Raw genomic sequence first — 6,437 nt, forward strand, 5'->3', positions numbered from 1 at the left:
AGGAGGGGCCTTAACCGCGGGACGCGGTCAGGCAGACGGAATCGTGTCGGGCAGATCCCATGACCGTCAGCGGGCAGTTTTCATGTCCGCCACCGGGCAGCTTCGTGGCCGTCTCCGGGCAGTTTCTCGTGGCCGCTGTCAGGACGCCACGAGCAGGTCAAGGGGTTCGTCGGGCATCACTGCGAGAGACCAGCACCAGCCGGCCAGCTCGCGGGCCACCGCGACGTTGGCGATCACGTGCCATTTTCCGCGTTCGTTGAACCTGACCCACCGGGCGTGCAGGCGGCGGTTCCCGGCGTCTCCGCGCGCTCGTGCCGCGGCTGGCGCGAGGTCCCACCGTTCCCGCATGGCCTTGCCTGGCCGATACGGCTTCTGGTGGTGCCAGGCGGCCTCGACCAGCAGCATCCGGGCGTGGCCGTCGCCGGTCTTGGTGATCGAGCCCTGCACTCGTGAAGCGCCTGAGGAGTACTCCGAGGGCACCAGCCCCACGTAGGACCCGATCGAGGTGCCGGTGAACCGGGACCAGTCATGTTTGAGCATGATCTCGACCGCCAACGCGAACCCGGTCAGGGTCGAGATGCCCCGCGGGCACCCCAGCCGGCGGGTGACCGCGGAACTCGCTGTCCGCGGCCATCACCCCAATCGCCGCGTCCAGCCGGTCCCGCCGGGCAGCAACACTCACGACGGCGTCGTAGCACTCACCGAACGCGGCCCTCGCCGCGGGCGAACCGAGCTGCAACCCCTGCTGACGCAGCCACCGGTCGTGGACCCCGGTCCAGGCCGTGCCGCCGTAGTACCCGACCCCGTTGCGCAGCAACAGTTTCGAGAGCCGGTGACGGGCCCGCATCAGATCCCCACGGCAGTCCTCCCGAGCAATCGTTCACATGACCATGTCCCGGGCGGCTTCCTGCGCCACACTCGGCACCCTGACCGACGTCACCTCGTCCAACCGCAACAACCGGGCCAGGTGCATCGCGTCCCGCGCGTCGGTCTTGACCCGGCCCCCCGACGGCCGCTGCAGCTTCGAGGGCGCCGCGACCTCACACCGGATCCCCTGCACGGCCAAGGCCCGCGCCAACCCAAACCCCGTCGGGCCGGCCTCGTACGCCACCGCCGCCGGCCATCAGCAAGCCGGGCAGGCCCTGGACCCACCGCACCACCTGCCCGTAGTCCGGGGTCAACCTGGCCCGGAACACCTCCCCGGTCTCTCCGTCGATCACCGCCGCGACCACCGACCGGGCGTGCACATCCAGTCCCACACTCGTACGCTCAGAACCCACCCATGGATGCCTGGCCTCCCACACATGTCGGATGCCGAGCAGGACACCCCTCCTCGGTAACCCACGAATCTGTGTGAGAGAGGCCCCGGCCCGCAACCCCCCGGCACAATCCGGGGCGTCACTCCATACCGTCTAGGGACGTTCGAGTGACCGCTCGGGGAGGTACCTTCGCCCATTGCTCCAGATCGGCGACCGGAAGGGCATGGTGCTGCGCCTGTTTAAGGCGTCGGTTGCGGGCGCGGCCAGTAGAGTCCGACGAGCGAGCTGGCCACGGCGACGGCCTCGGCTACGGCGGTGGCTGTCTTGGTGGGGAACCATATGGGCTCGTACATGGACGGTAGCGGCCCGAGTGGGGGCAAGTCGAGGTAGCGGTACAGAAGGACGGCGGCCAGCGCGGCGGCTGCGACGACGGCGGAAGCGAGGTAGGTCGCCCGGCTGCCGCGGGCGAGCACGAGGACTGCGACGATCAGGGCCGCGACTGCTTGGGTCCGGAAGAGGTTGCCTTCTCCGAAGCCGCCGGGCGCAGCCTCTTGGTAGCCCGACGCGAGATACAGGTGGATGACGGAGTCGACGACCAGTCCGGCGGCGGTCACGACGCGCAAAGCGACGACGGTCGGTGAGCCAGTCTCGACTGCAGCCCGGGTGGTCACTTGACGACCAGGACGCCGTGCATGTCGGCGTGGTAGATGCAGTGGAACGGGTAAGACCCCGGCGCGCTCGGCGCCACGAAGGTTGTCGTCATTCCGGCGGTGGCCTTGTCGTCGAAGCCGCCGGCCTTGTCAGCGGTCACGGTGTGGTTGACGTCGTCCATGTTCATGACGTTGACCGTGGCTCCGGGGGCGACGGAAGCGGGAACCGTGTATTTGTACGCGCTGATGTGGATGGTGACCGTGGCCTGCGGTGCCGTCGGGGAGGATGGCGTGCTGGCCGCCGGGCTGCCGGTGGTGGCCACCGCCGGGGCCGACGAGCTGCCCGTTCCACTCGTCGAGCCACCAGATGCCCCGCTGGAGGGGGACCCGCATCCAGCGAGCACCATCACGGCCAGGGCCGCCGTTGCTGCACTGACTATTCGGGGCACCCTGACGTTGAGTGCGATGCCCCGCTGCTGCCGGGTTGTGGTCCCGCCGGAAATACTGGCCATGGCTGCTCTCCTGTGGGTCGCCTTAGGTCCGGAGGTGTTCCGACCCATCAGTGGTTCGTCGCCGTCGGCGCTGAGGATGGTCAGAGCTTTGGAGGCCTTGTCTCCGCGCCTCCGGCGAGAAGTCACCAAAGATCCCTTTCGTCTTGCCCATCCGATATGGCTCCCGGCCACGAATGGCTGTCCGAAGCATCGTTGCGTCGCTGCGTTCGCTTTGGCGGGCGGTCCGACGCACGTTGACCGAAGGGCGACCGTCCCTCGGGTTCTCGGAAGCTAAGAGGTTTGTTCGATGAAGAAGTCACTCCTGTTTCTCCTGGCTCCGGCTGCGGCGCTGTCTTTCGCTGCGGCGGCCGCCCCGGCGCACGCCGACAGCGGCACCTCCTACCAGGCCACTCTGGCGGCGATCAATGGCTCGGGTGCGTCCGGCACCTTCATGTTGTCGCTCAACGGCAGCACGGCCACCATCAGCGAGCACGTCACGGGTGTGGCAGCCACGTTCTCCGGGGCGGCGTACCCGCACGTCCAGCACATTCACGGCGGCGCGATGGGGGTCTGCCCCACCACATCGGCCGACACCAACAAGGATGGGGTCATCAGCACCACCGAGGGCGCCCCGTCCTACGGCGGGATCCTCACGACGCTCTCGACCAGTGGTGACACCACCCCGGCTGCTGGCACCAACCTCAAAACGGCTCCCTCGGGCGGCAGCTATGACTACTCCCGCACGATCACCCTCGACTCCGCAACGGTCGCCTCGCTGAAGGCCGGCACGGCGGTCGTCGTCGTCCACGGTCTGGACCCGACGACCCTGTCAGCCGCCGCCCAGGCCGAGAAGAGTGACCTGGTCCCGTCCCTGCCGCTGGCAGCGACCTCTCCGACCCTGTGCGGGAAGGTCCTGGCGTCACAGGTGACCGGTATGCCGAACGGTGGTGTCGCTACCGGCGGCGGCAGCACCGCCGGTCTCCAGAACGAAGGCCTCCTCGCGGCGGGTGGCGTCATGCTGCTCGGTGCCGGAGCCCTGGTGGGCGCCCGCCGTCGTCTTACTGCCAAGCGCTGAGAGCACGAGAACCGCATGAGCCGCTCCGACCACGACCGTCGTCGCCGCCTCGCGAGAGCGACGGTCGTGGTCGCGGCGGTGCTCGCCGTCACCGGGATAGCCCTGCTGAGCGTCGCGCTCCTCGGCCAAAATCACAGCAACACCTCGCCGGCCAGTGCCGCACGGCCCAATGCCGAGCGAAACCTTGGACCGTCGGTTTCTACTGCGCCGACCACCCCCGCGAACTCCACGCCGGCCACCACCCCCGGCAGCGCCCGTCCGTCCGCGCCACCACCGGCGACCGTCGGTCCCGTCCTGAAGCGGTCGGTGCCCGTCGCGATCACGGCCTCGAGAATCCAGGTGACGGCCGCGCCCCTCGCTCAGTACGGGCTGGACGCCCAGGGCGCGATTGCTGTCCCGCCGTCAACCGCGACAACGCCCGCCGGCTGGTACACGGGCTCGCCCACACCCGGTCAGGTCGGGCCCTCGGTGATCGTCGGCCACGTCGACTCGGCAGCCGCCGGGCCATCGGTGTTCTACCACCTGTCCGAGCTGCGACCGGGGGACCGTATCGAGGTGACCCGGGCAGACCACACCGTCGCTGTGTTCGCCGTGGACAGCGTGGAAACGTATGCCAAGGCCGAGTTCCCCACCCTGCAGGTCTACGGGAACATCAACCACGCCGGCCTTCGTCTGATCACCTGCGGTGGTCCCTTCTACGCCAACAAGGGCCACTACCAGGACAACGTCGTCGCTTTCGCCCACCTCGTGAGCAGCCGGCCGGTATGACCGGTGGCTCACCCTTGCACGGATACCCCATGACTGCCCGACCCAAGACCCGACTGGCGCTTCTCGCGCTGCCTCTCCTTCTTACAGCCTGCGGGACCACCGCCAGTCTCGCCCACCCGAGCGGGACCCCGCCCACCGCTCCCACGGCCACAACCGCCACCACGGTGGCACCGTCGTCGGCCGGTCCGCCGACGGCCGACGGAATGAGCATGGCGCCGGGGCAGACGATGGCAGGCGGTTCTGTTGGCCAGCCCCCGCAGACGGCCAGCATGGTCTGCGGCCCGGAAATCCGGGGCAGCATCAAAACCCTGCTCGCCTTACCCGGCCCGCCGGTAGGCACAAGCACGTGGGAGCACGGTCTGTTCACCTGTACCTACGCCCTCCCGCAGGGTCGGCTTGTGCTCTCCGTCCAGCAGTCGGCCGACGCGGCGGCAGCCAAGACCTACTTCGCCGCGCTCCGCAGCCGCACCCAGCCGGCGACCACGCTCACAGGGCTGACCTCGCTCGGCCTGCCCGCGTTCCAAAGCAACACCGGCATCGTCTCCTTCGTCAAGGACAACCTCACCCTCGAGGTCGACGCCACCGCCCTGGTGGCAACGCTCGGGCCGCAGCGAACCTCACGCGGCGACTTCGCCTACACCGTCGCAACCGACGTCCTCGCCTGCTGGCAGGAATAACCCGGAGGTCGCATGGGGTCCACCTCGGCCGTCCCGCGCCGCCCCCGGGAAGGACGAGTCCCTCGTCCACGTTCGCCAGGGAAAGCAGAGCCGCCGAACCAAGCGGCATATCTCGTGCGGCCCGAAGTGCTGCAACACCTCGAAGACGTCGGCCTCAGAGGAGGGGTTGCTCGAGCCGGCTCTCTCGTTGACAAGCGTGCGGTACGCGGCCTGCCGCAGTGGGTGCCTGGGGGGCTTCAGGGCTCGCGCACTCACCCCGAGGCCCTGGCCAGCCACGATGGCCGACTCGCCATCGTCGACTACGTGGGTGATGTCCGCTTGCATGGACCGCGGAGGCCAGCCCGGACACAGCCGGTGGCGACCGGGTACCTGCGGATACTTCTTGGTGCCCCCGGCAAGATTCGAACTTGCGACAACCCGCCTTAGGAGTCCGTGAAGGAGCGTGTCCTGTGCCCCTTGTTCGTTGCGGCGCAACCGAACTGGCGCCGATGGGAACCGGGCCTCTGCGGGCGTTTCTGGTTCTACGGGTACCGCTCGGGGGCCGCGGCCGTCACGGGGATCAACGTCAACTTCTCCAGGTCACGGACGGGCGGAGCTCATCGCCGGGCCGCGGGGTGCCTCCTCGCGAGCGCCCGGTCCGGTCCGTCGCTGAGTTGCGAGGGGTTCGGGCCGGGCGCCGCACGGTGGGGGGTCAGCCGGCGGTGGTCCCGGTGGGGGCCTGCGGCATGTTCTGCGCTTCGTTGCCGGTGTGCAGCTTGTCGATGACGGTGGGGGTGGTGCTGTCGACGCTGAAGGTGACCGCGTCGCCCACGGCGAGGGACGAGATGGTGGCCTCGCCGTTCTTGTCGACGTCGCTGGCCGCGTTGACGGTGTAGGTGGTGGTGCCGGCGGTGGTCTTGATGGTGACGCTGGACGCGGTGACGGCGGTGATCGTGCCGCTCTTGTCCAGGCCGTGGCCGCCGTGGTGTTCCTGGGCTTCGGGGACACCGTCGGCGCCGTTGTCACCGGGGTGGGCGTCGGCCGTCGCTGACGTGCCCGTGGTGGCGGTGGTGGTGGGTGTCGGGGTGGTGGCGGCTTGGGCGCTGACGGTGGCGGCGAGCACGAGCGCTGATCCTGTCAGTAGCAGGCATCGAACTTTGGCTGCCCGTATACCTGCTTGGGGTCGACTCGACGGCGTTGGTGGTCCTACTGCCCCTCCGCCGTCCTCCCGCTTGAGCTGGTGGGCCTGCCCCTGGTCCACGGTCAGCTTTAGGTATAAGTGTACGAAGACATGGGGGTGGCAATTGCCATCCTTGGTCGTCCGCGTGGTTGTCCGCGTTGGGTCGTGCTGCGCGGGCCGGTGCGGTGCGACGGCCCATGGTGCCGCTCTCAGAGCTTCTGGGTGCGCAGCCGCAGCGCGTTGCCGATGACGCTGACCGAGGAGAGGGCCATCGCGCCGGCGGCGATGATGGGCGAGAGGAGCAGCCCGAAGACGGGGTAGAGGATACCGGCGGCGATGGGGATGCTGGCGGCGTTGT

At 69.0% G+C, this 6,437-nt stretch carries 7 protein-coding genes; 3 read left to right on the forward strand and 4 right to left on the reverse strand.

Features of this window, described 5'->3' with window-relative positions:
- Positions 1-138: 138 nt before the first annotated feature.
- The 3 genes from Q0R63_RS17590 to Q0R63_RS17600 all read right to left on the reverse strand — a co-directional run bounded on the left by Q0R63_RS17590 (position 139) and on the right by Q0R63_RS17600 (position 2,232).
- A complete protein-coding gene (locus Q0R63_RS17590; RefSeq protein ID WP_295700189.1) occupies positions 139-540 on the reverse strand; it encodes a transposase in 402 nt (133 codons plus the stop codon).
- Positions 541-1,498: 958 nt separating this feature from the next.
- Entirely contained in the window at positions 1,499-1,873 is a 375-nt protein-coding gene (locus tag Q0R63_RS17595) for a hypothetical protein (protein ID WP_295700206.1), read from the reverse strand.
- A gap of 53 nt (positions 1,874-1,926) precedes the next feature.
- A complete protein-coding gene (locus Q0R63_RS17600; RefSeq protein ID WP_295700191.1) occupies positions 1,927-2,232 on the reverse strand; it encodes a cupredoxin domain-containing protein in 306 nt (101 codons plus the stop codon).
- Between the two features lie 475 nt (positions 2,233-2,707).
- Here Q0R63_RS17600 and Q0R63_RS17605 point away from each other — a divergent pair, with 475 nt between their 5' ends.
- From Q0R63_RS17605 to Q0R63_RS17615, 3 genes are all read left to right on the forward strand, one after another.
- The gene (locus Q0R63_RS17605; RefSeq protein ID WP_295700195.1) at positions 2,708-3,475 is read left to right on the forward strand and encodes a CHRD domain-containing protein; all 768 of its coding nucleotides are present in this window, start codon (positions 2,708-2,710) and stop codon (positions 3,473-3,475) included.
- A gap of 15 nt (positions 3,476-3,490) precedes the next feature.
- Complete coding sequence (locus Q0R63_RS17610) at positions 3,491-4,243, forward strand: class F sortase (protein ID WP_295700198.1); 753 nt, start codon at positions 3,491-3,493, stop codon at positions 4,241-4,243.
- Between the two features lie 398 nt (positions 4,244-4,641).
- Positions 4,642-4,920: a hypothetical protein gene (locus tag Q0R63_RS17615; protein WP_295700201.1), complete on the forward strand. Its 279-nt coding sequence runs from the start codon at positions 4,642-4,644 to the stop codon at positions 4,918-4,920.
- Positions 4,921-5,611: 691 nt separating this feature from the next.
- Here Q0R63_RS17615 and Q0R63_RS17620 read toward each other — a convergent pair.
- Positions 5,612-6,022, reverse strand: a complete 411-nt coding sequence (locus tag Q0R63_RS17620) for a hypothetical protein (RefSeq protein ID WP_295700202.1) — start codon at positions 6,020-6,022, stop codon at positions 5,612-5,614.
- Between the last annotated feature and the right edge of the window lie 415 nt (positions 6,023-6,437).

This window comes from Lapillicoccus sp. (assembly GCF_025353065.1).
GTDB lineage: Bacteria > Actinomycetota > Actinomycetes > Actinomycetales > Dermatophilaceae > Lapillicoccus.

Coding starts and splice junctions, on each gene's coding strand:
- Q0R63_RS17590 (WP_295700189.1), bottom strand. CDS start 540: ATGCTCAAACATGACTGGTCCCGGTTCACCGGCACCTCGATCGGGTCC.
- Q0R63_RS17605 (WP_295700195.1), top strand. CDS start 2,708: ATGAAGAAGTCACTCCTGTTTCTCCTGGCTCCGGCTGCGGCGCTGTCT.
- Q0R63_RS17610 (WP_295700198.1), top strand. CDS start 3,491: ATGAGCCGCTCCGACCACGACCGTCGTCGCCGCCTCGCGAGAGCGACG.